We start from the raw sequence: 24,349 nt of genomic DNA, 5'->3' as shown, positions 1-24,349 counted from the left end.
ACGGGTCGGCGGACGCCATGCCGACGCCACGCAACCCGGCAAGAGTGTTGGCTGTGTCGTCACAGCTTGGACGGGCGCGGGGCAGGCGGGCCGACGGGCCGCGGGGAGCTCCTTCCTGATCCGGCACTCGCGTGTGCGGTGAGCCGATGCGGTCGTTTCACGGCTGTGTCGGGGGGTACTCACAACGCACTTCAGCGCCGGAAGGGCAGGCGGGATCCATGGCATCTCCTGGCATGCGGGTGGTGGTCGTCGGGGCCACCGGAAACGTCGGCACCAGCGTTGTCCAGGCGCTCGGCGCTGACCAGCGGATCGACTTGATCCTGGGGCTGGCCCGCCGCCTTCCGCGGTGGTCACCGGCGAAGACCCGATGGGCGTGCGTGGACATCGCAGACGACGGCACCGACCTGGCCGGTTACTTCTCCGGCGCCGACGCCGTCGTCCACCTGGCATGGCTGTTCCAGCCCACGCACCACCCGGCGACGACCTGGCGGACGAACGTGCAGGGCAGCACCCGGGTCTTCGACGCCGCGGCCGCGGCGGGTGTTCCCGTGCTGATCTACGCGTCCTTCGTCGGAGCCTACTCGCCTGGGCCCAAGGACCGGGCCGTGGACGAATCGTGGCCGACCGACGGCTGGCCGGAGGCGGCGCTCTGCCGGGAGAAGGCCTACGTCGAGCGTATCCTGGACGCCTTCGAACCCCAGCACCCCGAGATCCGGGTGGTGCGGATGCGGCCCGGCTTCATGTTCAAGCGGGAAGCCGCGTGCGAGCAGCACCGCTTGTTCCGCGGTCCGCTGGTGCCCAAGCGCGTGCCCCGCCCGGAGCGCATGCCTGCGATCCCGGCCATCCCCGGCATGCGATACCAGGCTCTGCACACCGGCGACGCGGCCGAGGCTTTCCTGCAGGCCACCGTGCGCGCGGTGCACGGAGCGTTCAACCTGGCCGCTGAACCGGTTGTGGACGCGGCCATGCTGGCAGAGATGTTCGGCGCACGGACCTTCCCGATGCCGGGCTGGCCGGTTCGGGCCGCGGTCTCCGCCGCATGGCGGACGCATCTGCTGCGTACGCCCCCGTCCCTGTTCGACGCCCTCATGCACTTCCCGATCATGGACACGTCGCGGGCACGGCGGGAACTGGAATGGACGCCCCGGTACACCGTCCAGCAGGCGATGCGGGAGTTGCTGGCCGGCCTCCGAGAAGACGCGGGAATGCCCACCCCACCCCTGGCTCCTCACGGACGCGCCGGTGAGGCCAAGGTCAGGGTCGGCGCCCGATCATGAAGCCGCCCCGGCCATCGAGTCGGGCGAACAGCTCGGCGTCCGCAGATGGATGATCGAGCGGGCCGTCTCGTGGCTGTCGGGCTATGCAGACCCAGCCCCCGCACGAGCGCCATTCCCACAACTACCTGGAATTTCTCGGACTCGCCGCCGCCATCTGCCGCTACGACGGGCTCGCCGGAGCACAGCGGGTGGATGCGAGCGTCGAGTGCTTCGCTGGCGACCCAGCGGGCGGTGGTGAGGCTTTCGGGCGAGTGTCGAGGCCCGCGGTCACGACTGGCTCCCTGGCGGCTGCCTCCTTCTCGTACGAAGCTGGAGTGACAGTGGCCGAGTCCTCCCGTCCACAGCGCCGGCACGCTGGGCATGGCTCCTTCTGATCCGAGGAGCACCCCAGACCTTCCTGCCGCGCATGCGGACCCTTGTAGGGCGGGGCGGGCGGGGCTCGGGAACGTGGAGTCCGTCACGAGAGGAGACATGCGCCGTGACGATTCCTCTGGTAATCGGCATCGACGGGTCCGAGGCGAGCTTGGAGGCCGTGGACTGGGCTGCCGACGAAGCGGTGCGGCACAAGGTGCCGTTGCACCTCCTGCATGCGGCGGTGCCGGAGCACGACGCGTCCGACGTGATCGCCGCTGCCTTGGAACGGGCCAGGAAAGTGGCTCCCACAGCGCGGCTGTCGAGCGAAGTACTGCATGAGGACGCGGCGTCCGCCCTGGTGGGCAAGGGGCGCAACGCCTTCGCTCTGGTGCTCGGGTCCAGAGGGCTCGGAGATCTCGCCGGGCTGCTCCTGGGGTCGGTCAGCCTGGCCGTGGCCGCCCACGCCGATTGCCCGATCGTCGTGGTGCGCGGCACAGCGGAGTACCGGGGCACTCGGTTCGGGAACGTCGTCGTCGGCATCGAGGACGGGGAGGGCAGCGGCACAGCGGTGCAGTTCGCGTTCCGCGAGGCCCACGTGCGGTGCTGTCGGCTTGTGGCGGTGCACGCCTGGAGCGCGCCGTTCGGAGCGCGCTCCAAGCCTCCGCCCCTGTCCCGGCACGCCAGTGAGGCCCATCGGCGCCCGCCGGATCAGGTGCTCGACGACGCGCTGCGCGACCCTGCCGAGCGTTATCCGAACACCCAGGTGAGCCGCCATGTGGTCGAGGGGGTGGCGCGTCAGGCGCTCCTGGAGGCGGCTGCCGGCGCCGACCTGCTTGTCGTCGGAGCCCGCAGGCGACGGGGGCGCAGCGGCCTGCAACTGGGCCTGGTCAACCACGCGGTCCTGCACCATGCGCCGTGTCCGATCGCGGTCGTTCCGCAGATATGACGAGCCAGGTCCTCCGGCGTCGCGACGGCGAGATCGTCGCTATGGCATCCGCTGGTCGGGCACGGGTGAGGTGACCCTCGTGTTCCCAGGGCCCGATGCGCACGTTCGTCGCGTCGGGCCCCACTTCGGGCAGGTCTGCCGCAGCTGGCATATGGCGAGTTCGACGTCGACCGGCACGCGCGACGGTGTCGTGTGCGGCCGATGTGAGCGGTCATTGAAGATCTCCTACGACCGCCAACCGAGTCCAGTGACTCCCACGTCAAGTAAGTCCTGGGACTGCACATGTCAGGTCTTCCCCTCACCTGGCCTCGAACGTGGAGGATGCCGTTGCTTTCCGGCCGCGGGCACCTCAGCACGTGGAAGGCGCCGGACCTCGTCGGCCGAGCAGCGTCCGTTTCCGCCGACGGCTACCGGCGGGTCTGTTCCTCTCGGCCTTATGACTCCACCATCGCCGCAAACCGGGGCAGTGCAACCCGGTCGCAGCCTCGGGCCGGCGAGCCGGTCTGCTGTCGCGGCCGTTCCGGTGCGGTGCGACGGTAGTCACAGAAGGCCTCTCGGCGGATGGACAGGCAGGCGGTGGCGAAATGGAATTCCCGCTGGTCGTGGGCGTCGACGGATCGGATTCCAGCCTGCAGGCGGTGGACCGGGCGATGGCCCGAGCAGCACGCCGCAGGCTGCCGCCGCGCCTCGTCCATGCGTCCCTGCGGGAACGCTGCGAGGGAGGCGGTCCTGCCGGACGATGCGGTGTCCGCGCTGCTGAGGGCGGGGCATGAGGCACTTTCCCCAGTCACGAACTCCCGCGGCCGTGGCGAGGTCGCTGGGCAGGCCTGGCGCAGCCCAGCCCATGAGCCGGTGGCTGCCCCGGACTCCGTCCGAGGGGTGTCTCCTCCTCGCGGATGACGCCGCCCGTGTGCGCGGGGAACGGGCCTCGCCCCACCTCACCGACGCGCAACGTGAGACCCCACGCCCTGCTGCATCACTCCGCGTGCCCGGTCGCAGTCAATTCCTCAAGGAGCCCCAGCTCCGGCACAGGGGCCGCGCTCCTGTGCACCTCGCGGAGGGAGAGGGGGTGAAGGCGGGGGATGTCGGAGTGGACGTGGGAGTACGAGGGCTACGACCCCGATGCGGAGCGGTTGCGTGAATCGCTGTGCACACTCGGCAACGGATACTTCGCCACGCGAGGCGCGGTGCCCGAGTGCAGGGCCGGTCTGGTGCACTACCCGGGAACCTACGCCGCCGGGTGCTACAACCGCCTGGAGTCGACCGTGGCCGGGCGACAAGTGGTGAACGAGGACCTGGTCAACCTCCCCAACTGGCTGCTCCTGCGGTTCCGTTGCCGTTCCGCCCACGGATCATGGGGCCCGTGGCTCTCCCCGGACACCTGCGCCTTCCTGGACTACCGGCACGCCCTGGATCTGCGCCGCGGCACGCTCACCCGCTCGTTCCGCTACAGGGACGATGAGGCCGGTGTGCTGGGTGTGGAGCAGATCCGCCTGGTGCACATGGGGGACCCGCATCTGGGCGCGCTGCGGACCGTCTTCACGGCCGAGGACTGGTCGGGAGAGATAGAGCTCGAGTCGTCGATCGACGGGGACACGATCAACAGCAACGTGCACCGTTACCGGTCCCTCAACCGCAGCCACCTGACCCATGTCCGGACCGGCACCCAGGGGCCCGACACGGTGTCGCTGCACTGCCGCACCAGCACCTCCGACATCGGCATCGCCTTGGCGGCCCGGACCGCCGTCACCGGGCGGTCTCCGGTTTCCTCCGGCCTGCACCGCGGACGTTACCGTGCCGTCCACCGTCTGGTGATCCCGATCACTGCCGGAACGCCGGCCGTTGTGGACAAGAGCGTGGCACTGCACACCTCACACGACACGGCGATCAGCAACCCGCTCTCGGCCGCGGTCGACCGGGTGACCGCGGCTGCGGACTTCCCGGCCCTGCTGGCTTCCCACAGCGCCGCATGGGGACGACTGTGGCGCCGCACCGACATCCAGGTGCCGGGCCAGGCCGGCCGGGTCCTGCGCCTGCATCTGTTCCATGTCCTGCAGACGCTGTCACCGCACACCGCCGATCTGGATGTGGGCGTACCGGCCCGGGGACTGCACGGCGAGGCGTACCGGGGGCATGTCTTCTGGGACGAGCTGTTCATCCTGCCGTATCTGAACCTCCACCTCCCGGAGGTCTCCCGGGCCATGCTGAACTACCGCCACCGACGCCTGCCGCAGGCGTGCCGAGCGGCCGCGGGAGTGGGACGTGCGGGAGCGATGTACCCATGGCAGAGCGGCAGCGACGGCCGCGAGGAGACGCCGCAGTGGCACCTCAACCCCCGCTCGGGACGCTGGCTGCCGGATCACTCCCGGCTCCAGCACCATGTCGGCTCGGCGGTGGCCTACAACGTGTGGCAGTACTGGGAGGCCACCGGCGACACCGAGTTCCTGCACACCAAGGGCGCCGAGATGCTGGTTCAGATAGCCCGGTTCTGGGCGGACATCTCGGTCCTCGACACCGGCTCCGGCCGCTACCGCATCCGCGGTGTCGTCGGACCCGATGAGTACCACGACGGCTACCCGGACGCCGCGCGGCCCGGCGTGGACGACAACGCGTACACCAATGTCACCGCTGCCTGGGTCCTCACAAGGACCCTGGACCTGCTGAAGCGCCTGCCCGCCTGGCGTCGTCAGGAGCTGCTGGAGCGCGTCGAACTGGACGACGACGAACTGCCCAGGTGGGAAGAGGTCTCGCGACGGTTGCGGGTGCCCTACCACCAGGGTGTCATCAGCCAGTTCGAGGGATACGGCGATCTCGCCGAACTGGACTGGGACGCCTACCGAGCCCGGTACGGCGACATGAGACGGCTGGACCGGATCCTGGAGGCCGAGGGCGACATGGTCAACCGCTACCAGGCCTCCAAACAAGCCGACGTCCTCATGCTCGGTTACCTCTTCTCACCCGCCGAGCTGCACGGCCTGTTCCGCCGCCTGGGATACCTCCTGGACGACGAGATCTGGCGCAGAACCGTCGACTACTACCTTCGGCGCACCAGCCACGGCTCCACCCTCAGCGGTCTCGTCCACGGCTGGGTCCTCGCACGGGCCCGGAGGGCCGAGGCATGGCGGTACTGCCAGGAAGCGCTGGAAGGGGACATCGCCGACCTACAGGGCGGCACGACGGGCGAAGGCATCCACCTCGGCGCCATGGCCGGCACCCTCGACCTGGTACAGCGCGGCCTGACCGGTCTGGAAACCCGCCAGGACGCCTTGTGGCTGGACCCGGTCCCGCTGCCGGAGCTGTCCGAGTACGGGTTCTCGCTACGCTATCGCGGTCATTGGGGGGTCAGCGCACGGCTGCGCAGTGGAGAACTGTGCATCCGAGTGCCCGACTCGGAGGAGTCACCGATCCGCGTGGTCCTTCCCGACCGGGCCGTCACGGTCGCTCAAGGAGAGACCTGCGCGCTCGTGCTGCCGACAAACTGATTCTCCCGGCGGATCGGAGCAGACATGACGCCCACTCGGGGACGAAGGGCTTCCAGGGCTTCCCTGCCGGCATTCGTTGCCGGGTTGACGAGGTCCGCGGCCTCGGCACCGCTCATGCGGGTGCTCGCACATGACCGCTTCGCGGTCCTCGGCCCTCGCGGTGGCACCTTGGAGATCGGGGCCGGCCAGTGCTCTGGCGAAGAACCAACCCCCTCGTTCCGTGGCGGAATTCATCGGAGGCGTATGCGCTTCCGCGGTCGCTGTCCATGATTGCGGCCGGGTCCCAGGTTGCCTCGGCCCCGACCTGTCGGGTGCCCGGCGGGGCCCGCTTGTCGGGCCGTGTCAGCGAGCGGCGTCTTCGGCGCGTCACGCCGTCGATCATCACGGTACCCGCGACACCGGCGATGTCCTCGAAGCGAGTGGTTGGGCGCTCGGTCTCGATGATCTTGGCGCGGGACCGTCCGATGGCGCCGAACCCCCCGCTCAGCGTCCGGGTTGCCTGGCGGCGGGCCCACACGAACAGGGCGGCGATGAACAGCAGCGGCAAGAACAGTGCCAGCAGTATCCCAAGAGGGCTGCCGCTGCTGCTCCGGGACGCGGTGATCGCCACGTGCTTGGACTGAAGCTGCTGTTCGAGGCGGCTGTTGTTCAGGGCGGTGGGTATCCCCGTGGTGAATTTCGTGCCGTTCTTGACGGTTCCCTTGATGGCGCCCTTGTCGTCGATGTCGACCGTCTTGACCTGGCCGCCGCTCACCTTGAATCACCGTCGCCGCCGAGTTCGACCTCCTGAGGCCGATGCCGATGGTCATCATCCCTCGTCCCCTTCCGATGACGGGCGGCACAGGCCGCACCGCCTGCGGTTCCGGCCTCTGCGCGCTCCCACTGCCGCCAGCGGCTGTCGGCCGGCCGACTGTGGTCGCTGTGCGGTGGCCAACCTGCCCGAGGGCGTACGTGGGGGCGGGAGCCTCCTGAGGCCGATGGCCTGGGCGGTGACCTTGATCCGAACCGCGGCCTCCGCACACAACCCTGGCAGAGAACCCCACTCCTCACCTCTCGTGTTCTGCGGTGTGGCCGTCTCGGCCGAGGCCGCGTACAAAGCCAAGCCCATGAGCTGGAGCCGATGCTGTGACCTGGGACAAGACCGACGAGGCGGGCTGACCCGCAAGTGCTCCGACTCCGGACCGGAAACCGGCCTCTCCGTGCGCCGATCGCAGGTATGGCCGGTATGGACAACACTCCTACGGCTCCTCGCACCACATTCCGGACCCGCCGCCACGCCACTCGATCAGATCCGGATCATCGATCCCCGTGTCCACTTCCGGCAGGCCACTACGACGCAGAAACTCCACAACATCGAGCAAGTGATAGGCCGTACCTACCAGCTCACCGCGAATCGTCACCCGCCTCCCGCCATCCGGCCCCGGCGGATGCACGACCACAGGTGCACGTTGGGCCACAGTCCTAGCGTCACCCCGACCGTATCCCGCCGCAATCCTCACCACCGGCCCGTCAGACACAGCCACCAGCTCATCCCAGCACCGCGTGGGACCCGCAGCCACAGCCCCGGCCGGGCGACGGGTCACTGCGGCACCCTGGGTCGGTGTACCGCAGGAGCACCCCCACCTCGTCCTCCAGAGGCCGTTTCTCCTGCTCCACGACCACCAGCTTCGCACCGGTGCGGACCAGTGCGCGGATCAAGGCGATCCTCGCGCAGACGTCGGCGCCGCAGCCTGATCGCTGCACCGGGTCGTGGACGTCACGCGAGGTGTCCAGACAGGCACAGGCGTGCCTTTGCACGCCGGACAGGGCACCGCCGCGGACTGCTCAGGGGGTGCGGAGCGCGGCGCATGGCACGCGTGCCGCCAGGCCATGGCCACGGACCGATGGGCTGCGATCGCAGGAGGGCGAAGGGGCAGCAGGGGACCGCGGCGCCCGCGTGCCTGGCCCGGACGGGCCTGTCTGGCCATGCGTGGCCGCGCGTGTCGCGACGTCCGGCGTTTGACGTTGTACTGGTGGCAGGAGCGCTGCCGAGAGATGGGAGCAGCCGTGTCGCCGTCTGACGTTTCACGTCCCGCGAAGCCGGAGGTGGTTTTCGACCGCGACGCCGAGTGGGAGGCGCTTGTCACGTTCGCCTGTGACACCCGGCCCGGAGCCGGTCTCGGTGTGGTGTCGGGACGGCTGCGGCAGGGCAAGACGTACCTTTTGAAGGCACTCACCGCAGCCCTGGACGGCTTCTGTTTCGGGGTGCAGCCAGCGGCTCAGGCCGAGTCGCTGCGCCGACTCGGCGACGAGTTCGCCCAGTTCACGGGCGTATCGCCGCCGAACCACTGGCGCGGCTGGGAGGACGCCGTCGACGCCCTGCTCGCGCTGGGCGACCGGCGGCCCGCGCTGGTCGTCGTCGACGAGTTCCCCGACCTCGTACGACAGAGCCCCGCGCTGCCCTCCCTCATCCACAGCGCCTACCGGCGGCTGCGCACCACGGGACGGGACAACCGTGCTCGCCTGCTGCTGAGCGGCAGTACCCTGCCGGTGATGCGCCGGCTGTTCAGCGCGGCCTCACCGCTGCACGGGCTGGCCGATCTGGAGCTCACCCTTCGTCCGCTGGACTTCCGTCAGGCCGCACGGTTCTGGGGCATCGACGACCCCGCCCTCGCTCTGCTGGTCCACGCCGTCGTGGGCGGAACCCCCGCATACCGACGCTATGCCGGAGACCACGCACTGAGCGGGCCGGACAACTTCGACGCCTGGGTGTGCAGGACCGTCCTCAACCCCCGGACGCCGCTGTTCCTGGAGGCACATCACCTGCTGCAGGAGGAGACCGACCACTGGGACCGCGCGCTGTGCCACTCCGCGCTCGCCGCCATCGCCTCGGGCTGCGCGACACAGGGCAAGATCGCAGAATGCCTCGGCACTCCGCTGACCGACGCCTCACGCTGTCTGACGCTCCTGCGGGAAAACGGTCTGCTGTACAGCGACCACGACGCCTTCCGGCCGAACCTGATCCGGCTGCGGATCGCGGAGCCGCTGCTGGCCTTCGAACACGCGACCGTCTGGCCCTGCCGCTCGGCGCTGGAGCAACGGGACGCCGTCGAAGTCTGGCGGCACATACGTCCCGTCTTCGACTCCGCCGTGGCCGGTCCCCATTTCGCCCAGATCTGCCGGGACTGGGCCATGGACTTCGCAGGCCCGGACGTCTTCGGTGCGCGCCCTGTGACCGTGGCCCACGGCTCACTCCCCGATCCGGCACGCCGTGCCGGCCCGGACATGGAGGCCGAAGTGGTCGTACGCGGCGGGGTCGGCAGCCGTTCCAGGGCCCTGCTGTCGGTGGGAGTGGCGCGGTGGGACGAGGTCATGGACCTGCACCACCTGGAACAACTCCGTCACCTCCTCGCACTGCTCGCCGCCCGCGGCGAGGACGTCACCCACACCCGGCCCGCCTGCTACAGCGCCCTCGGCTTCACTCCCGCGCTGCGCGCGGCCGAAGCCGACGGAGATGTGGTGCTCGTCGACCTCCACCGGCTGTACCGAGGCCGACAGGCCGACAGCGTGACAGTTCCGGGCCGACGCTGAACGGCGAAGGCCGACCGATCAGCGTGGTGTCGGAGGCGGACCTGCTACGCAATTCCGGTGCGCCCCCGCGACGGCCCCGACGGAGCGGGACCTGAGGTCGACAGTCTGCGGTCCGGTCCGGACGCTGGGCGGCGGCTCGGTCCCGCGCCGATGGAGCACAGCCCGGTGGCCCTGCGGCCGGATGGTGAGCGGCGGCAGACGGGGTCAGGCTGGATGGTGGGAGATGGACGGGGCAGGAGTGAATTCGGGAGACCGCGATGACGAGTCCGCAGGGGCGTCGGCCGGTCGTGGTGGGCGTCGATCCCGACCCCGCCAGGCGGATGGCGCTTGCCTGGGCCGTGGACGAGGCGGCCCGGCGCCGGTTGCCGCTGCGGCTGGTGCATGCCCAGGGCGTTCCGACCGGGGGATACCGGTCGAGGGAGGTGCGGCCGTCCTGGGAGGAGTGGAACCAGGCGCTGCACGCGGCGGGTGACCAGGTACTCAGGGAAGCGGTCACCTTCGCCGAATCCCGGCGTCCCGAGGTGGAGGTGTCCACGCTGCTGGCGGAGGGGGACCCGGCGTGGGTCCTGCGCGAACAGGCGGGGGACGCCACGGCGGTCGTGCTCGGCTCGTGGCACCTGAGCACCAGGCAGGAACTGTTCACTTCCGCCTCGGTGGCGTTGCCGGTCATCGCCCATGCGCCCTGCCCGGTCATCGTGGTGCCGGAACCGGAACACACCACACAACGCCCGCTGTACATGGTGGTCGGTGTGGACGGCAGCGCTCACTCCGCCGCGGCGGTCGACTTCGCGTTCGAAGAGGCCGCCTTGCACGGTGCCGACCTGCGGGCGATCTATGTCTGGCACACTCCGCTGCTGGGCGCCCTGGACGAGCACGCGGCGCTGCAGGAATGCCGCCGTGTGCTCTCCGAGACGGTCGCCGGCCGTACTGCGACCCACCCGGAGGTGGAACTACACCACGAGGTCGTCAAGGGCCACCCGGTGGAGGTACTGACCGAGGCGGCCGCCCACGCGGTCGGCCTGGTGGTAGGGACGCGGGGGCATGGCGGGTTCGCGGGGATGCTGCTGGGTTCGGTGAGTCAGGGTGTCCTTCACCACGCGCGGTGCCCGGTCTTCACCGTCCCGCATCCGCACATGAGGGAGCGAGGCGGCGGGGTGGCCGGTACGTCGAGTGTTCGGTGAGGCAGAGGCGGAATGAGGAGGTTCCCGTGTCCGAGACTCCGCACCAGGTGAGTGACGTGATGACGCGCACGGTCGTCGCTGTCGGGCGCGATGCGTCGTTCAAGGAAGTGGTCAGGACCATGGGCCAGTGGAGGGCGAGCGCGCCCGGGCCCGGGAACGCACCTCGGCCTCGTCCCGCTCCGCGGTGGTGAGCAGCTCCGCCGCGCCCCTGTCGCGCCGGAGTGGACCCGTCCACGACACCCTTGACCCGGCGGCGCGTGCCGCCCGATCGGTGCGAAACTGGCTGCAAGGGGGTGACGGGCCGCAATCTCGGGGAGGTCGCCGTGAGTGACGTCGATGACCCTGGCGGGGAAGGTCGACATGGCACTCGCTCCCCGATTGCTCGACTCGATCCGGTCCATGGAGGACGTGGACGAGGTGGTCGACCACCTCACCGGGGCCACCTGACCCGGCCAGGTCAGGCCACTCGTCGTCACAGATGCTCCGGTGCGAAGGGCGACCGGACATGCGCAGTGGTGCAGTACGGCGTGGCTGACTCGGCCGAGCTGTAGTGGTCAGGGCGGCGGAGGGCTCCGACCACCGGATCGGCGCGCTCCGACATGTCCAGCAGACCTGGTACGCGCGTCCCTCGACCACAGCGCGGTGGCAGGTCCGTACGGCCTGCGCCCCGGCGGTGCGCGCCCGGGCCTCACCGAACGCGAACTGCGCCGCCGCCCGTGTGCCCGACTCGGCGGCGATGGTCAGGAAACGCGCAACCAACGCGCGTGCTCGGGGCTGTCGGCGCCGTTGCCGATCCGGGCGTGGCACGCTGCCGCCACAGGTGGAGCAGGACGGCACGGGCGTAACCGGGTAGGGCCGTTTCAACAGATCCTGGGCAGTTGCTCGCCGAGCGGCAGGTCCACGATCCGGGTGCCGCCGAGGCCAGTGCGTGCCACGATCGTCTCGGGGTGTTCGGCCACGCATTCGCCGATCACCGCCGCCTCGCGTCCCAGCGGGTGTGCGTGCATCGCTTCCAATACCGCGTCCGCGTGTTGCCTGGGTACGAAGGCCACCAGGCTGCCCTCATTGGCCACGTACATCGGGTCCAGGCCCAGAAGGGCGCAAGCGGTAGCCACCGCCTCCGGAACGGGCACCGCTCGTTCGTCCAGGACGACGCCGGTGTTCGAGGCCGCCGCGATCTCATTGAGGGCGGCAGCCAGACCGCCTCGGGTGGGGTCGCGCAGAACGTGGATCTCGGGGGTGACGGCGAGCATCGCCTGGACCAGTCCGGTCAGCGGCGCGGTGTCGCTGGCCACCTCGGTACCGAACGCCAGCCCTTCGCGGACGCTGAGGATGGCGATGCCGTGCCGGCCGACCGGGCCGCTGACGATCACCACGTCGCCGGGCCGGGCACGCTGCGGACGGATGTCCACGCCATCGTGGATCAGCCCGACACCGGCCGTGGTGATGTACACACCATCACCGTGGCCGGAGTCGACCACTTTGGTGTCACCGGTGACCACGGTGACGCTTGCCGCTCGAGCGGCCGCGCCGATCGCCTGGGCGACCCGGCCGACGGTGGCCAGTTCCGTCCCCTCCTCGAGGATGAACGCGCAGGACAGGTACGCGGGAACGGCTCCGCTCATGGCGAGGTCGTTGACGGTGCCGTTGACGGCGAGATCCCCGATGCCGCCGCCGGGAAAGAACAGCGGGCGGACGACATACGAGTCGGTCGAGAAGGCCAGCCGGGCCCCGCCGAGGGTGAGGGCGGCCGAGTCGGTGAGTTCTCCCAGCGCCTGACTTCCGTAGGCCGGGAGGAAGAGGTGCTGGGTCAGTTCCGCCGAGAGGGCTCCTCCGCCACCGTGGCCCATCACCACCACCGGGTGGTCGCGCAGCGGGGCCGGACAGGACCACCCGGTGGCTCCGGTGGTGTCGGTGATATCGGTGATGTCAGTCAACTGAAGTCGTCTCCTCCTTCATGCGGGGCGTGGCCAGGCGGCGGTACAGGTAGTAGGCGGCGCAGGCGCCCTCGCTGGAGACCATGGTGGCGCCGAGCGGTGTGCGGGGCGTGCAGGTGGTACCGAAGGCAGCGCACTCATGCGGCTTGATCAGGCCCTGAAGCACCTCGCCGCTGCGGTACAGGGCGGGCTCGTCGACGGCCGGGCCGGTGACGTCGAACCGGTGCTCGGCGTCGTGGTCGCGGTAGGCGTCCGACAGTCGCCAGCCGCTGTCCGGGATGGTACCGATGCCGCGCCAGGCACGATCGGTGGTGGTGAACACCTCTCGCAGCACGCTCAAGGCGACCGGGTTGCCCTGGGCGCGCACGGCGCGTGGGTAGGCGTTCTCGACGTGGTGTTGGCCTCGTTCGAGTTGACGGACCGCCCGTCGGATGCCTTCCAGGATGTCCAGCGGTTCGAATCCGGTGACCACGATGGGCACCTTGTAGGTGTCGGCGAGGCCGGGGTACTCGCCGGTGCCCATCACGCTGCATACGTGTCCGGCGGCGAGGAAGGCTTGTACGCGGCAGTCGGGGGATCGCATGATCGCTTCGATGGCAGGTGGCACCCGGACGTGCGAGACCAGCAGGCTGAAGTTCCGGACGCCGAGGCGTTTGGCCTGGTGGACCGTCATGGCGTTGGCGGGCGCGGTGGTCTCGAATCCGACGCCGAAGAACACCACCTGCTTGTCCGACGTCTGCTGGGCGATCCGCAGCGCGTCCAGCGGTGAGTACACGACACGGACGTCGCCGCCGTCGCTCTTGACCCGGAACAGGTCGCGGTCGCTTCCCGGCACCCGGAGCATGTCGCCGAACGAGCAGAAGACCACGTCGGGGCGGGAGGCGATCTCCAGTGCCTTGTCGATCACCTCCAGCGGAGTGACGCAGACCGGACAGCCCGGTCCGTGGATCAGCTCGATGTTCTCGGGCAGCAACTGGTCGATGCCGTAGCGGATGATCGAGTGGGTCTGGCCGCCGCAGACCTCCATCATGGCCCACGGCCGGGTGACCGTCCGGGCGATGTCGTCCAGGAGTCGTCGGGCCAGCTCCGGATCCTGGAACTCGTCGAGGTACTTCACCGGTTCTCCTCCTCAGGTGCCCTTCCCGCCTCGGCCTCCGCGCGTGCCCAGGCAGCGCCGAACTCCTCGTCCAGTGCGCCGATGCGCTGGACGAGCCGGTGCTCGGGATCGCCTTCGACGGCACCGGCTACGGGGACGACGGCGCGATCTGGGGCGGCGAGGTGCTGCTCCCGGTCGGCGAGTGGCAGCAGTTCGTCCTCGCAGTCGAGCAGGGTCAGCTGGCAGCCGTCGCAGGAGGCGAACTTCCAGACCGCGAGGGCGGGGCGGGTGTCGGATTCCATCTCACAGCTCCCTCACGGCGAGCACGGACCGGGCACGGTCGTAGCCGATCACCGGGCCGTCCCGGCACAGCAGCAGCGGTCCGAGCTGGCAGTGGCCGCAGTGGCCGGTGCCGCAGCGCATGTTCCGCTCCAGCGAGACCTGGACGCGATGCGGTGGCAGGCCACGAGTGAGCAACGCCAGGGCCGTGTGCCGGATCATCACCTAGGGTCCGCAGACCAGCGCGGTGGTCCGGTCCGGGCCCGGTTCGGCGCGGGCCAACAGGGTGGTGACCGTGCCTACGTCGCCCCGCCAGCCCGGGCCGGGCCGGTCCACCGTCACCTCCACCCGCGCCGAGGCACGCCGCCACTGTTCCAGTTCCTCCCGGTACAGGAGGTCCTGGGGGGGCGTGCCCCGATCAGCACATGAAGGCGGCCGTAGCGCGCGGGGTGGTTGAGCACATGGTGCACCACCGGTCGCAGCGGGGCGAGCCCGATGCCCCCGGCGACCACCAGGACGTCGGACCCGGCCGCCCGGTCGAGGTCCCAGCCGATGCCGTAGGGGCCGCGCAGGCCCAATGTGTCACCCGGTCCGAGGCGGCGCAGCGCGCCGGTGACCGCGCCGATCGCGCGCACGGTGTGCACCAGTCGGTGGCGGCCGCGGATCGCGCTGACCGAGATCGGCGTACGGCACAGGCACGGTGGTCATGAACGGCCGCTTCCGTACGGCGCGTACAGGTCGAGCAGCCGGAGCCGGGTGGCCTGCAGCCGGTCGGCGATCAACGCGGCGCAGCGCAGCATCAGCTCGTAGCCGAACGCCGGATCGTCCGCGCACAGCTCGCGCACCTCGGCCGCGCGGAATTCCCAGGTCCGCACCGGCCCCACGGCCCGGGCGCCCAGGTGCCAGCGGTACGGCGGGAAGATCCACGACCATCCGAGCTGCTGCCGTGGCCCCAGGGTCTCCACCACCTGTGCCTGACGGCCGGGGACGTACACGTCGAGGGCGACCTCACCCGAGCGGATCAGCCAGAAGCGGTCGGCGATGCCTCCCTCGTCGAAGAGTCTGCAGCCCGCGGGGAAGTCCCGTTCGGCGGCGAGGGCGAACAGCCGCTCTCGCTGGACTCGCGGGAGGGTCTCGAGCAAGAGTGGCCACGTGGTCATGACGACTCGTCCTCCGTGCGCATGGTCCAGTCGTGCAGGGCCGCGGCCTCCTCGGTGATGTCGATGGCGACCGGACACCAGACGATGCAACGGCCGCAGCCGACGCACCCCGACGATCCGAATTGGTCGTACCAGGTGCCGAGTTTGTGGGTGAGCCACTGCCGGTAGCGGCTGCGCGAGGAGGTGCGTACCGGCCCGCCGGGCAAGTACGAGAAGTCCAGGTCGAAGCAGTTGTCCCAGACCCGCCAGCGCTCGGCGTGGTCCCCGGTCAGATCGGTGATGTCCTCGGTGGTGGTGCAGAAGCACGTGGGGCACACCATCGTGCAGTTGCCACAGGTCAGGCACCGGGAGGCGACGTCGTCCCAGCGAGGCGCGTCCAATGTTTCCGCCATCAGCCGCTGAAGGTCGGTCTCCGGCATCGTGCGGCCCATCCGGTCGGCGGCGGACGCGACGGCGGCCTCGGCGGCCTCACGGATGGCCGTCGACGCCGTGGCGCTGGGCAGTTGCGCCAGGATCTCGGCACCCTCCGGTGTGCCGTCGCGGATCCAGAACCTATGGCCTCCGGCATCGGCCAGCTCGGTCAGCACCAGGTCGTACCCGGGGCCGGCCGCCGGCCCGGTGCCCATCGACACGCAGAAGCATGTGCCGCCGGGCTCGGTGCACTCGACCGCCACCACAAACGCCCCGGACCGCCGGCCCCGGTAGACCGGGTCGGAGTGCGGGCCGGCCGTGAGCACCCGGTCCTGGACGGCGATGGCCCGCAGATCACAGGAGCGGACACCGAGGAAGGCATAGCGGGCAGGCGTGGTGTCGTCCGCCTCGATGACCAGTTCACCGGCTGCCCGCTCGGCCCTCCACTGGCGTACCCGGGCAGGGTGCAGAAACGTCTTCCACGACTGCGGACCAGCCGCGTTGGCGAAGGCCGCACCGTCCATCCGCGACCGCAGCCGGTACCGTCCGGCTTCGAGCTCCACACCCCATCCGTACGGCAGCTGATCCGCTGACTCCAGTTCGTCCAGCACGATGGCACCATCCCGTACCGTCGGGCCGATCACCTCGTATCCGCGCGCCCGCAGCACATCGACCAGAGCGGCCAAGCCGTCCTTGCCGATCACGGCTCCCTCGGCCGAGGAAACCGGCGACGTAGTCTGACGTAGTCATCACCGCTCACCTCGGTCATCGGTCGGCCCTGACTCCATACGCGTACACATTCCGTCATGAGCCCGGGAATCCGGCCCCGACACGACCGTGATCGGCCGAATGCGCACAGCGCACCCTCGCTTGCAGCCCCGATCAAGATCCGGGGATGGCCGGGCGGGAAGCCGACCAAATCGCGGCGCTCGTCCTGGGCGGGGCCCGCCGACCTGAGCCGTTCGGCGATCCGCTTCAACTCGGTGCCCAGGCGCAGCCTGAGAACAGGTGGCTGCTTGGGCTCTTCACCGTTCCCAGTCATGACGGCCGGCTGCGATGTGGTGTCCCGCAACGCGGTGGAGCGGGTGATGTCACCCGCCCCACCGCGTTGCGGTGACGCGGCTCAGTCCGTGATCTCGATGTGCCTCGGTTTGGCCGCCTGGGCCTTGGGCACGGTGACGGTCAGCACCCCGTCGGTCAGCGTTGCCCTGATCTCGTCGGCTTTGACGTCGGCCGGCAGCAGTGCCCGGTACTCGCAGCGTCCGGTGCGCCGGGTGCTGCGCCGAAGGACTCCCTCACGCTCGCGTTCTTTGTACTCGCCGGAGATGCGCAGTTCCCGCTCGCTGATCTCGACGTCGATGTCCTCCCGCTTGATCCCGGGCAGTTCCGCCTCAACCACGTAAGCGTCGTCCGTCTCCCGCAGATCGGCCATGGGCGAGAAAGCCCCGAGGGCGGGCGCGGTACTGGCGGCTTCCAGGAAGCGGTTCATCCGCTCGAAGAGGTCGCCGAACTCGGCGGTAATCGGCTCACCCCAGCTCAGAGCGGGGAGCGTCTGTTCCAGGAGTCGGCCGGGCCGGTGGTGTACGGGCAGAGTCATCGCGGTTCACCTCCGCGAAACGACGGCATGCAGGTCATTTCCATGCTGCGCGCCCCCACCTCACGAGGCGAATCGAATACCGAACCACCGCACCAGGAACACGAAATCGCAAGCCTTGACCACCCATACCCGGCAAAGACCGGCGATGACGGTGTCGGCCACTGATTCGGGTTCGCCGTCCCATGCGGCGGGGCGCCGAGCGTGGCACGTTGGATACGACGACATCGTGGGGGAAAGGCGACGATCATGCGAGCTCACATCGGCGATCAACTCGTCATCGAAAGCCCGAAGACCGGGACTACCAGGCGAGACGGCGAAATTGTCGGGCTTCATCATGCGGATGGAACACCTCCTTATGACGTGCGCTGGTCTGACACGGACGAGGTGACGCTGGTGTTCCCCGGGCCCGACGCGCACATCCGCCATCTCGAGGACAGGCCCGGGAAGACCCAGGAGCCTTCCGCGCGGGACACGGATGAGCCGGGTGCCGTGTCCGTAACGATCCCGCTGGATGAGGAGGCCAACCCCGGCGACATCGGCCGACGTGTGGCTATTGAACGCAAACGACAGGGGCTCACCCGGGTGGAAGCCGCCCGCCGTGCCAGAATGGCGCCCGACTACCTGGAGTACATCGAGGAGCGGCCGGCTGACCCGAGCCTGGCGAGTCTCATCAGGCTGGCCGCCGCGCTGGGGACCAGCGTCGCGGCGCTGCGCGGCGGCGGCATCGATCTGCCGCCCGGCCGGGGCCAGGCGCTCCTGCACCCTCAGTTGCGGGACCTCAGCCCGGATGAGTGCCGCGCTCGCCTCTCCACGCACGGTGTGGGACGCGTCGCGGTGTCGACGCCCGACGGCCCCGCGGTCGTCCCGGTGAATTACGAGGTCGTCGAAGACGCGATCGCCTTCCGGACCGCGTCTGACTCGGTGCCCGCGGCGGCTGTGGGGACGGACGTCGCCTTCGAGGTCGACCATGTGGACGAGGCCATGAGCCAGGGCTGGAGCGTGCTCGTCGTCGGCCCCGCGCGGGCTGTCACAGAGCCCGACGCCGTGCGGCGGCTGGCCGGTCGCGCTCACACCACACCATGGCCGGGGGGCGAACGCGAGATGTGGGTGTCGATCCGGCTCGCTCGCCTCACGGGCCGCCGCATCAGCCCGGCCGACCGGTGAGTGGCCACGGGCTGCCCACTGATGGCCTGTGAGAGCCAGTCCGTGTGTCGCGACGGCCCCTGAGCGGTGCGACGGTATTTACGGGGGGTGCTCAGCTGCCGGGACGGAAGGCGGCAGGGAGTACGGAAACCTCGATGGTCGTGGGCGTCGACGGGTCGGATTCCAGCCCGGAGGCAGTGGACTGGGCAGCGGAACGGGCCGCGCTTCGCAATCCAGAGGCGAAGGTGTCGGGCGAGGTCATGCCCGACGATGCCGTTTCCGCGCTGCCGCGCGAGGGCCATAAGGCAGGTGTCCTGGCCCGCGGCTGCGCACTGAACGGGCCGCGGCCGATCTCACCGACGCACTGCGCGAGGCGGTGAGGGAGCATCCTCGGGTCGATGTACATCGCAGGCTGGTCGAAGGCCCCGCCCACAAGGTCCTCGCGGAGACATCGGCCGGTGCCGACTTGATCGTCGTCGGCGCTCCGAGGCGGCACGGCCACTTCGGTCTGCAGCTCGGCAGGGTCGCTCACACCCTGCTACCGGGGGAGAGCGTCGTCGCCACCCGGGGTTATGAGGGATGTGGTGCCCCAGGGCGGCGGCTAACGTGGGCTCGTTCCGCACCGATAGCGCGGGAGAGCATGGCCTTGGCCCGCGTCACCCCCGCCACCCATCCGGCGCCCATCAGGGACCTCGCTCCGGCGGCCCTGAGTCCGGCACGTCAGGCGACGTCCTCCTGCTCGCGCTCCGGTTGCTGGGCGCCCGGGGCGTCGCGGGTGTTTCGATGTCTTCGATCACCGGCCGCGCCACCCGGTCCAGGAGCCCCGGCATCCGCGCCTGGGCCCGGGAACGCATCTCGGCCTCGTTCCGCTCCGCGGTGGCGAGAAACTCCGCCGCCTCGGCCTCCGCGGCGCGGCGGCCCCGGGCCGCGGACTTTGCCCGCACCTCGTCGGCGCGCGCCCGTGCCCGCCCCACGATCGTGTCGGCCTGCCGCTCGGCCTCCCGCCGTCTGTCCGCCGCCACGCGGGCGGCCTCTTCACGGATGCGCCGCGCCTCGGCCTCGACCTCCTCCAGCAGGGACAGCGGCGGCGCCAGCTCGGCGGCCAGCTCGGCGGCGCGGTCCGCCGGGACACCCCCGGGCGCCGCCCGGCCCGGCGAGCCCACCGGACGGAACCGCAGCAGGAAATCCCGGAATCCGGCCACGAGCTCTCCCCATGGTCATGGTTCGGCCCCTTGACCCAAGTGTCCGCAGTCGGAGCGTCCCTGTCGCGCCGGACTGGACCGTCCACGGGCCCCTGACCCGGCGACGTGGCCGCCCGATCGGTGCGGAACCGGCCACATGGGTGACCGGTCGTGGCCTCGCCTCCTGACATGAGTCGCCGGCCTCCCGCCCACCCCGCTGTCCCGCGGGTGTGCGACGTGATGGAGACGCCCGCCGCCTCGGTCCCCGGTGATATGGAGTTCCTGGACGTCGCCCCCGGCGGACCAAATAGCCCACGCCGCCTGGACCGCCGCACGTTCCCGTCTCAAGCGACTGCCCGTGACCGACTACCGCGGTCGGCTCGTCGGCGTGGTGACGCGCGCGGACCTGGCTGCGGACACTCGTCCGTGACGACACGGCAGCCGATCACCTCAGGGCCACCTGACCTGGCCCGGGCCGGTCTTGGCCACTCGTCGTCTCACAGCCGCTCCGGCACGACGGCGACCGGACATGCGCAGTGGTGCAGTACGGCGTGGCTGACCCGGCCGAGCTGCAGACCGGTGTGGTCAGGGCGGCGGAGGGCTCCGACCACCAGCAGATCGGCACGCTCCGACATGTCCAGCAGAACCTGGTAGGCGCGCCCCTCGACCACAGCGCGGTGGCATGTGATCGCGTCGTCTTCGCGCTCGATCGGGTCCAGCACCTCGTTGAGGATGCGCGTCGCCTGCTCCTCGTAGAGCAGGGTGGTGGCCTCATGCGCGCACAGCGTCCGGCCCGCGTGCCGCTCCGCCGGGCACAGCCAGGTCCGTACGGCCTGCACTTCGGCGTTCCGCGCCCGTGCCTCATGGAAGGCGAACCGCGCCGCCGCCGAGCCCTCCGCGGGGTCGCCGACCGCGAGGACGACGCGCCCGAAGGCACCCTCGCGGTTCCGCTCCCCGCCACGGACCACCACCACCGGACACACGGCACGCGCCGCCACCGCCAGGCTGACCGACCCCAGGAGCGAACCGGCGAGCTCGCCTCTGCCGCGGGAGCCCGTGACCACGGCGAACGCCTCGCGGCCCGCCGCCAGCAGCGCCGTCACGGTGTCTTCGGCCAGTGCTTCACCACATGCCTTGACGTCCGGGTTGCGCAGTGTCGCACGTTCCGTGGCGGACGCCACGATGCGTTCGGCCAGGATCTCACCGGAGGTGCGGCCGGTGGCGAAGATGGGGAAGCCCCCCTCGTACCGCTCCCAACGAGAGGCATGGACGAGACGCACGGGCAGACGATGACGTGCCGCTTCGTCCACGGCCCAGTCCACCGCCTGCAGACTCGACTCTGAACCGTCGACACCCACGACCAGCGAGAGCGACATCCTTCCCACCGCCTCTCCTGTGACTGACTCGTTTCCCGTGACCGTTCCGGTCCAGGTACTTCTATGGTCACCGTGACACCGCGTGCGGCCCACTCGGGACGAGCGGCTCGGCCCTTCGGACACAGCGTCCGGCGCCGCACGCCACGTGGTGGTGCGGGTGGCCGACCAGGGCCGGGGGAGCGGAGCAGCGGATGCGGCCGGGCGGGACCGACTCCACGATGAAGGCATGACGGCCCCTCGCCCCGCCGACCGCTTCGATGCCTTCCAGGCCTTGGCCGCCCGGCGAGGGCGGCCGGAGAACTGTCTGCTGGAAGCCCTGGCCCGCGCTCGCGCCGTGACGGTGGACCGCCCAGAGGCGTGGGCGCCCGAGGAGGGCGTCCGGGCGGGGCTGCCGTCCGCCGCGGCGCTCGGCCCGGCCTCGTACTCCACGGACTTCGTCGTGCCGCACGGCCGCCGCCATGTCCGGGTATGCGCGGCGGCGCCTGCTTCGCGGCCGGCGCCGGGCACCACGTCGCCGAGGTGGAAGCTGGTCTTGGTGTCACTGCGGGGAGCCCCGCGCCGGACGGGAGATCTCGCTGCAGGCCGTTCACTGCCTCGGGTACTGCTACGCGAGGCCCGCCGCCCTGGATGGTGACACGCCCCGCACGGGTCCGGACCTGACCGGCCGGGTGCCAGCACGAGCGGCGCCGGAGATCCCCGTGGCGGACGACACCTGTGATCCGGTGCTGCTGGGCGGTGTGGTGTCGGGCGAGAACCCGTGGCAGGTGTGGCCGCGCGTGGTCGCCACGCGTCGGCCCGACGACGTCCATCGGGAGGTGGCCGCCTCCGGGCTGCGCGGACGTGGCGGCGCGGGGTTCCACGTGGCCGCCAAATGGGCCGCGGCAGGACGCGGTCCGGACACCGTGGTCGTGGCCAACGGGGACGAGGGTGACCCCGGCTCCTTCGCCGACCGGCTGCTGATGGAAGCCGACCCGGACCGGGTGGTGGAAGGGCTGGCGCTGGCCTGCTTCGCGAGCGGAGCCGCCAGGGGGGTGGTGTTGGTGTGCTCGGAATATCCGCGCGCTGATGCGGATGAGGGAAGCGGTCTCGAGCGCTTATGCCGCTGGACACCTCGGCTCTCGGGTGCACGGCACCGACACCACCTTGGGCGTCCAGGTGGTTTGGGGCGCCGGATCGTATGTCGCCGGTGAGGAGACCGCCCTGATCGCCGGTCTGGAGGGCGGCCGAGGTTGTGCCCGGCCACGTCGGCCGCATCCGACCCAGCGCGGGGGCTGTGGGACGCCCCGACCGTGGTGAACAACGTCGAGACGCCGGCCGCCGTCCCATGGGTTGACGTCGGGTGCGTTCTGCCGGGGCCTGCGCTTGCGGCGGTGGACGGCACATGCCGGGATGTAGCCGACAGCCGGGCGAACGGACAGGAGTTCGGCCGTCCGGGCAGTGCCCGTAACCCGGACGGGGCTGCGTTTCCGCAGGTGAGGATGGTACCAGCGCCAGCTGCCCCGGCGAGAACCCCGGACGGCCATCGGACGGAAGCAGGTCCGCGAACTCCTCATCCTCGAACAGCAGCACATCGAGGCGGTCGCACAGCAGCATCGCCGGTGTCCCCTCGGGCATGGCACGCCGCCCACGCCGTGCGCACGGTCCTCGCGGAATCCGCTGGTAACTCCTCGGCCGCAACGACACCACTCCCACCCATCACCAACAGAGTCACGGCATTGGGTCTTGGGCAGGCGCAGCACGCCAAGGTGGATGCCCCTCCGCCAGCAGCCCGGACATCTGCACCCGGGGGTGCCGCGACTCGATGAAGGCCACCGCATCCTTCACCAGGCGAGCGCCATGCGTTTGCCAGGATCGGGGTCGAGGCCGACCACGATCGGGGTAGGTCCTTCTGTATGCGTCATCGCCGACTCCCAAGTTGTTCTACGACCGACCCGTCGGCCCTGCGCTGATCAGTAGCGTCGGCCATGGCGGCCGACTTCCTCTCTTCCGGCGCGATGGTGCGAGGTGGCGAGACGGGCCGTTACTCGGAGGGGGAGATCAGGCCGTAGTGGCCGTCGTAGCGGTGGTACAGGACGTTTCCCCGCCCGGTGGTGTCGTCGGCGAAGAACACGAACGCCAATCCGGTGATGGCCAGCCGCTGCTCCGCCTCGGCCAGGTTCATCCGGGGCGCGGGGAGGTCGCTGACGGTGAGCGGCACAGCCACAGGGCCGACGAGGTGGGGGTGGGGGTGCACCTGGGCGAGGCGGTAGCCGGTCGGGCCGGACCGGTACAGCACGCTGTCCTCGCCGGTGCCGATGTCGGTGAACAGGTGGAAGCCGTAGTCCATCATCTCCATTTCGAAGGCCGCCTCGTCGGGTGACTCGCGGGCCAGGGAGAAGGACTTGTGCCGTACGACCTGGCGTTCCTCAGCCGGGCGGGGGAAGTAGTCGGGGCGGTGGGCGGGCTCGCTGCCGTGCCGCCACTCGTGCGGGCCCGGCGCTGGTCTGCGGCCTCGACGGGCCTCCCAGTGATCCTCCAGCCGCTCCAGCCGTGCAGCGAGCCGGTCCTGCAGCAGGTCGACGGCCTCGAGGACGGTTGTGGCGGCGACGTGTGCCCGTGCAGGGCGCCCGTTGACGTCCAGGTTGGCCTGGGCGAGCGCCGGTCGTTCCATGGCGGGGTTCGCCATGTGGGTCAACTTGACACGGGCGAAGAGGACCGGTTCCCGTGTCCGGCCGGTGAGCGCCCGTACCTTCTCCTGCGCGTATGCGATGACGCCGGGCGGCATCTGCCCCTGGGTCTCCACCTGGATCTCAGGAGCCTGCTGTCGTGCCGATCGCTTCATGGCAACCCTCCTCACGCCAGGGAATGTCACTTTCCACACTTATCGCGCATAGCCTCCATGTGCACGGGCAGCACCGGGCACGGTGGGACGCCCCGCGTAGCACGCGGCGACGACCTCGGATACTCGACGCCGCCGCGGTCGGCTCGTCTGTACAGCCGTGGCGACTTCGTCGACCCGGTGAGCCCTGTCGGGCGGCGAGCGCCGCAGGGTGGCGCTGTGCAGGCTGCTGTTCTCCCAGCCCGATCTGCTGTTGCTGGACGAGCCCACCAATCACCTCGACGCCGAGTCGGTGGCGTGGCTGGAGCAGCACCTCATCGCCTTCCGCGGCGCGGTCGCGGTGGTCACCCACGGCCGGTACTTCCTCGACCATTTCGCGCAGAGGATCGTGGAGGTCGGCCGAGGGCACGTCCACGCGTACGACGGCAACTACTCCACCTACCTTCATACCAAAGCGGCCCGCCTGAGGATCGAGGGACGCCGGGACGCCAAACTTCACCAGCGCCTGACCGAGGAACTGGTCGTTCCCCCAGCGGCGCAC

The 24,349-nt window shown here is 70.3% G+C and carries 21 protein-coding genes and 5 pseudogenes; 13 read left to right on the top strand and 13 right to left on the bottom strand.

Annotated features, from left to right (window positions below; translation table 11 throughout):
• Positions 1-218: 218 nt before the first annotated feature.
• The 4 genes from ACH4U7_RS23335 (at position 219) to ACH4U7_RS23320 (ending at position 6,059) form a co-directional block, all read left to right on the top strand.
• A complete protein-coding gene (locus ACH4U7_RS23335; RefSeq protein ID WP_398529766.1) occupies positions 219-1,277 on the top strand; it encodes an NAD-dependent epimerase/dehydratase family protein in 1,059 nt (352 codons plus the stop codon).
• Positions 1,278-1,755: 478 nt separating this feature from the next.
• Entirely contained in the window at positions 1,756-2,577 is an 822-nt protein-coding gene (locus tag ACH4U7_RS23330) for a universal stress protein (protein WP_398529765.1), read from the top strand.
• A complete protein-coding gene (locus tag ACH4U7_RS23325) occupies positions 2,540-3,337 on the top strand; it encodes a DUF1918 domain-containing protein (protein WP_398529764.1) in 798 nt (265 codons plus the stop codon). Before ACH4U7_RS23330 ends, ACH4U7_RS23325 begins: the two co-directional genes overlap by 38 nt.
• Before the next feature lie 322 nt (positions 3,338-3,659).
• Positions 3,660-6,059, top strand: coding sequence for a glycoside hydrolase family 65 protein (locus ACH4U7_RS23320; protein WP_398529763.1), 2,400 nt, complete (start codon positions 3,660-3,662; stop codon positions 6,057-6,059).
• A gap of 112 nt (positions 6,060-6,171) precedes the next feature.
• Here the strand turns inward: ACH4U7_RS23320 and ACH4U7_RS23315 are convergent, their stop codons facing one another.
• Positions 6,172-6,813, bottom strand: coding sequence for a hypothetical protein (locus ACH4U7_RS23315; RefSeq protein WP_398529762.1), 642 nt, complete (start codon positions 6,811-6,813; stop codon positions 6,172-6,174).
• 773 nt (positions 6,814-7,586) lie between these two features.
• A complete protein-coding gene (locus ACH4U7_RS23310; protein ID WP_398529761.1) occupies positions 7,587-7,856 on the bottom strand; it encodes a hypothetical protein in 270 nt (89 codons plus the stop codon).
• A gap of 288 nt (positions 7,857-8,144) precedes the next feature.
• On the opposite strand from ACH4U7_RS23310, the gene ACH4U7_RS23305 reads away from it, so the two are divergent.
• Positions 8,145-9,629, top strand: a complete 1,485-nt coding sequence (locus ACH4U7_RS23305; protein ID WP_398529760.1) for an ATP-binding protein — start codon at positions 8,145-8,147, stop codon at positions 9,627-9,629.
• A 257-nt stretch (positions 9,630-9,886) separates the two neighbouring features.
• Positions 9,887-10,810 carry a universal stress protein gene (locus ACH4U7_RS23300; RefSeq protein WP_398529759.1) on the top strand — a complete coding sequence of 308 codons (924 nt, stop codon included), beginning with the start codon at positions 9,887-9,889 and terminating at the stop codon, positions 10,808-10,810.
• An 860-nt stretch (positions 10,811-11,670) separates the two neighbouring features.
• Here the strand turns inward: ACH4U7_RS23300 and hypE are convergent.
• The gene (gene hypE / locus ACH4U7_RS23295) at positions 11,671-12,660 is read right to left on the bottom strand and encodes a hydrogenase expression/formation protein HypE (RefSeq protein WP_398529825.1); all 990 of its coding nucleotides are present in this window, start codon (positions 12,658-12,660) and stop codon (positions 11,671-11,673) included.
• A 79-nt stretch (positions 12,661-12,739) separates the two neighbouring features.
• Positions 12,740-13,864, bottom strand: a complete 1,125-nt coding sequence (gene hypD, locus ACH4U7_RS23290; RefSeq protein ID WP_398529758.1) for a hydrogenase formation protein HypD — start codon at positions 13,862-13,864, stop codon at positions 12,740-12,742.
• A 92-nt stretch (positions 13,865-13,956) separates the two neighbouring features.
• Here hypD and ACH4U7_RS23285 point away from each other — a divergent pair.
• A pseudogene (locus ACH4U7_RS23285) lies at positions 13,957-14,034 on the top strand (hypothetical protein); the annotation flags it as partial.
• Here the strand turns inward: ACH4U7_RS23285 and ACH4U7_RS23280 are convergent.
• The 6 genes and pseudogenes from ACH4U7_RS23280 to ACH4U7_RS23255 all read right to left on the bottom strand — a co-directional run.
• A pseudogene (locus ACH4U7_RS23280) lies at positions 14,035-14,145 on the bottom strand (oxidoreductase); the annotation flags it as partial.
• Position 14,146: 1 nt separating this feature from the next.
• Positions 14,147-14,805, bottom strand: a pseudogene (locus ACH4U7_RS23275) (FAD/NAD(P)-binding protein); the annotation flags it as partial.
• Between the two features lie 21 nt (positions 14,806-14,826).
• Positions 14,827-15,282, bottom strand: coding sequence for a cyclic nucleotide-binding domain-containing protein (locus tag ACH4U7_RS23270; protein WP_398529757.1), 456 nt, complete (start codon positions 15,280-15,282; stop codon positions 14,827-14,829).
• Complete coding sequence (locus tag ACH4U7_RS23265) at positions 15,279-16,397, bottom strand: 4Fe-4S dicluster domain-containing protein (RefSeq protein ID WP_398529756.1); 1,119 nt, start codon at positions 16,395-16,397, stop codon at positions 15,279-15,281. Before ACH4U7_RS23265 ends, ACH4U7_RS23270 begins: the two co-directional genes overlap by 4 nt.
• Before the next feature lie 419 nt (positions 16,398-16,816).
• Positions 16,817-17,290 carry an Hsp20/alpha crystallin family protein gene (locus ACH4U7_RS23260; RefSeq protein WP_398529755.1) on the bottom strand — a complete coding sequence of 158 codons (474 nt, stop codon included), beginning with the start codon at positions 17,288-17,290 and terminating at the stop codon, positions 16,817-16,819.
• A gap of 60 nt (positions 17,291-17,350) precedes the next feature.
• Positions 17,351-17,626 carry a hypothetical protein gene (locus ACH4U7_RS23255; RefSeq protein ID WP_398529831.1) on the bottom strand — a complete coding sequence of 92 codons (276 nt, stop codon included), beginning with the start codon at positions 17,624-17,626 and terminating at the stop codon, positions 17,351-17,353.
• Between ACH4U7_RS23255 and ACH4U7_RS23250 the strand changes: the two genes are divergently transcribed.
• Positions 17,537-18,454 (top strand): DUF1918 domain-containing protein, encoded by a 918-nt coding sequence (locus ACH4U7_RS23250; RefSeq protein WP_398529754.1) that lies wholly within the window; start codon positions 17,537-17,539, stop codon positions 18,452-18,454. The two genes, ACH4U7_RS23255 and ACH4U7_RS23250, sit on opposite strands and share 90 nt — an antisense overlap.
• A gap of 355 nt (positions 18,455-18,809) precedes the next feature.
• Positions 18,810-18,914: pseudogene (locus tag ACH4U7_RS23245) on the top strand (universal stress protein); the annotation flags it as partial.
• 202 nt (positions 18,915-19,116) lie between these two features.
• Here ACH4U7_RS23245 and ACH4U7_RS23240 read toward each other — a convergent pair.
• Positions 19,117-19,635 carry a hypothetical protein gene (locus tag ACH4U7_RS23240; protein WP_398529753.1) on the bottom strand — a complete coding sequence of 173 codons (519 nt, stop codon included), beginning with the start codon at positions 19,633-19,635 and terminating at the stop codon, positions 19,117-19,119.
• 247 nt (positions 19,636-19,882) lie between these two features.
• Between ACH4U7_RS23240 and ACH4U7_RS23235 the strand changes: the two genes are divergently transcribed.
• Positions 19,883-20,044: a CBS domain-containing protein gene (locus ACH4U7_RS23235; protein WP_398529752.1), complete on the top strand. Its 162-nt coding sequence runs from the start codon at positions 19,883-19,885 to the stop codon at positions 20,042-20,044.
• 67 nt (positions 20,045-20,111) lie between these two features.
• On the opposite strand, the gene ACH4U7_RS23230 is transcribed toward ACH4U7_RS23235, so the two are convergent.
• Entirely contained in the window at positions 20,112-20,990 is an 879-nt protein-coding gene (locus tag ACH4U7_RS23230; RefSeq protein ID WP_398529824.1) for a universal stress protein, read from the bottom strand.
• A 226-nt stretch (positions 20,991-21,216) separates the two neighbouring features.
• Here ACH4U7_RS23230 and ACH4U7_RS23225 point away from each other — a divergent pair, with 226 nt between their 5' ends.
• Together ACH4U7_RS23225 and ACH4U7_RS23220 are read left to right on the top strand one after the other, a co-directional pair.
• Complete coding sequence (locus ACH4U7_RS23225) at positions 21,217-21,624, top strand: hypothetical protein (protein ID WP_398529751.1); 408 nt, start codon at positions 21,217-21,219, stop codon at positions 21,622-21,624.
• Between the two features lie 64 nt (positions 21,625-21,688).
• A complete protein-coding gene (locus tag ACH4U7_RS23220; RefSeq protein WP_398529750.1) occupies positions 21,689-22,180 on the top strand; it encodes a hypothetical protein in 492 nt (163 codons plus the stop codon).
• An 830-nt stretch (positions 22,181-23,010) separates the two neighbouring features.
• On the opposite strand, the gene ACH4U7_RS23215 is transcribed toward ACH4U7_RS23220, so the two are convergent.
• Positions 23,011-23,811 carry an HPF/RaiA family ribosome-associated protein gene (locus ACH4U7_RS23215; RefSeq protein WP_398529749.1) on the bottom strand — a complete coding sequence of 267 codons (801 nt, stop codon included), beginning with the start codon at positions 23,809-23,811 and terminating at the stop codon, positions 23,011-23,013.
• A gap of 184 nt (positions 23,812-23,995) precedes the next feature.
• On the opposite strand from ACH4U7_RS23215, the pseudogene ACH4U7_RS23210 reads away from it, so the two are divergent.
• Positions 23,996-24,328, top strand: a pseudogene (locus ACH4U7_RS23210) (ATP-binding cassette domain-containing protein); the annotation flags it as partial.
• Between the last annotated feature and the right edge of the window lie 21 nt (positions 24,329-24,349).

It is taken from the genome of Streptomyces sp. NPDC020845 (assembly GCF_044334165.1).
Classification (GTDB): Bacteria; Actinomycetota; Actinomycetes; order Streptomycetales; family Streptomycetaceae; genus Streptomyces.
The sequence above is the reverse complement of the archived record's forward strand: the minus strand, read 5'-3'. Positions and strand labels throughout refer to the sequence as shown.

Excerpts from the sequence above, each read along its gene's own strand:
- ACH4U7_RS23335 (WP_398529766.1), top strand. The coding sequence starts at position 219 with ATGGCATCTCCTGGCATGCGGGTGGTGGTCGTCGGGGCCACCGGAAAC.
- ACH4U7_RS23325 (WP_398529764.1), top strand. The coding sequence starts at position 2,540 with ATGCGCCGTGTCCGATCGCGGTCGTTCCGCAGATATGACGAGCCAGGT.
- ACH4U7_RS23300 (WP_398529759.1), top strand. The coding sequence starts at position 9,887 with ATGACGAGTCCGCAGGGGCGTCGGCCGGTCGTGGTGGGCGTCGATCCC.
- ACH4U7_RS23250 (WP_398529754.1), top strand. The coding sequence starts at position 17,537 with ATGCGAGCTCACATCGGCGATCAACTCGTCATCGAAAGCCCGAAGACC.
- hypE (WP_398529825.1), bottom strand. The coding sequence starts at position 12,660 with ATGGGCCACGGTGGCGGAGGAGCCCTCTCGGCGGAACTGACCCAGCAC.
- ACH4U7_RS23215 (WP_398529749.1), bottom strand. The coding sequence starts at position 23,811 with ATGAAGCGATCGGCACGACAGCAGGCTCCTGAGATCCAGGTGGAGACC.
- ACH4U7_RS23260 (WP_398529755.1), bottom strand. The coding sequence starts at position 17,290 with ATGACTCTGCCCGTACACCACCGGCCCGGCCGACTCCTGGAACAGACG.
- ACH4U7_RS23320 (WP_398529763.1), top strand. The coding sequence starts at position 3,660 with ATGTCGGAGTGGACGTGGGAGTACGAGGGCTACGACCCCGATGCGGAG.
- ACH4U7_RS23270 (WP_398529757.1), bottom strand. The coding sequence starts at position 15,282 with ATGACCACGTGGCCACTCTTGCTCGAGACCCTCCCGCGAGTCCAGCGA.
- ACH4U7_RS23255 (WP_398529831.1), bottom strand. The coding sequence starts at position 17,626 with ATGATGAAGCCCGACAATTTCGCCGTCTCGCCTGGTAGTCCCGGTCTT.
- ACH4U7_RS23225 (WP_398529751.1), top strand. The coding sequence starts at position 21,217 with ATGACGGCCCCTCGCCCCGCCGACCGCTTCGATGCCTTCCAGGCCTTG.
- ACH4U7_RS23230 (WP_398529824.1), bottom strand. The coding sequence starts at position 20,990 with ATGTCGCTCTCGCTGGTCGTGGGTGTCGACGGTTCAGAGTCGAGTCTG.